Here is a 1,139-nt window from a genome sequence, read left to right as displayed (position 1 = left end):
CCAGATAGCCGGATATGCTTTCTATCTTTTCGGCTGGCACAGCGTCCGCAGACAGCTTCGCAATCTCATTGGAAATGTCCTGCCGCCTTGCGTCCAGTTCCTCAATCCGGCTGTTTGCGTAGGAGAGCAAGACCGGGGTTGCGCCCGTCAGCGTGTCAAGCAGCTTTTCAATCTCGCTTTCCACCTGCGCCAGTTCCAGCCGCTTTGCCGTCAGCTTCGGGGAGATTTTCGCCGCTTTTTTCCGGCCTGTCAGCGTCTTAAAATCTTTCAGCTTCTTTACCATAGCCCCATAGACCACCGCTTCCAGTTCGTGCAGCTTTACACAGCCGCAGCCGGGGCAGGCCCCGCTGTCCGCATGGACGGTGCAGCGCATATAAAGAATACCGTTGGAGTGCGCCGACATGAGCGCATAGCCGCATTTTCCGCATTTGATTTTTCCCGCCATCCATGTATTCCGGGCTTTCCTTGCGGGCTGGTAAGTATGGCTGGCAAGCAGCTTTTTTCTGCATTTCAGCCACAGTTCAGACGGGATAAACCCCTCGCTGGGCGCAAGCACCAGCGTCTGCCCTTGCAGGTGCTTATGCTTGTCCTCCGTGTTGCCCTTGCCCTGATAGTAATAGCAGCCGTTTGTCCCCGCAAAGTCGGCGGCGTCATTGTAAATATCCGTCCCCTGGCTCTTGAAAAACTCGTATATATCAAGGTCAGCCATGACATAAATCGGATTGCGGAGAATGACGCTCAATGTCGCCCTTGACAGCGGCCTGCCGTGGTAAGTGCGCATACCGTCCGCCGTCAGCTTTTTTGTGATGTCGTGCAGCGATACCTGCGGGGCAGCGTACATCTCATACATCTGCCGGACAAAGGCCGCTTCGGTTGGCTCGATCACCAGCTTCTTTGTGCGTACCCCGTCCATCACATACGGCTCTGTCCGAAAGCCGTAGGGCGTTTTCCCGCCCATTTTGAAACCACGCTGGCAGCGGGAGTGCCATGCGTCCTGCACCCGCTTCTGTATCGTTTCCCGTTCCAGCTGGGCGAACACGATACAGATATTCAGCATAGCCCGCCCCATCGGGGTGGAGGTATCAAACTTTTCCGTAGAGGACACAAACTCCACTTCGTACTTTTGGAAGAAGTCCATC

At 55.3% G+C, this 1,139-nt stretch carries 1 protein-coding gene; it reads right to left on the bottom strand.

What is annotated here, in order from left to right; translation table 11 throughout:
* Positions 1 to 1,139: recombinase family protein (locus ACTQ3V_RS15565; RefSeq protein ID WP_441468288.1), on the bottom strand; the 1,139-nt coding region annotated here is incomplete at both ends.

The sequence above is a fragment of the Candidatus Agathobaculum pullicola genome, from assembly GCF_052117205.1.
Taxonomy (GTDB): Bacteria; Bacillota; Clostridia; order Oscillospirales; family Butyricicoccaceae; genus Agathobaculum; species Agathobaculum pullicola.
This window is presented reverse-complemented; position numbering and strand designations above follow the sequence as displayed.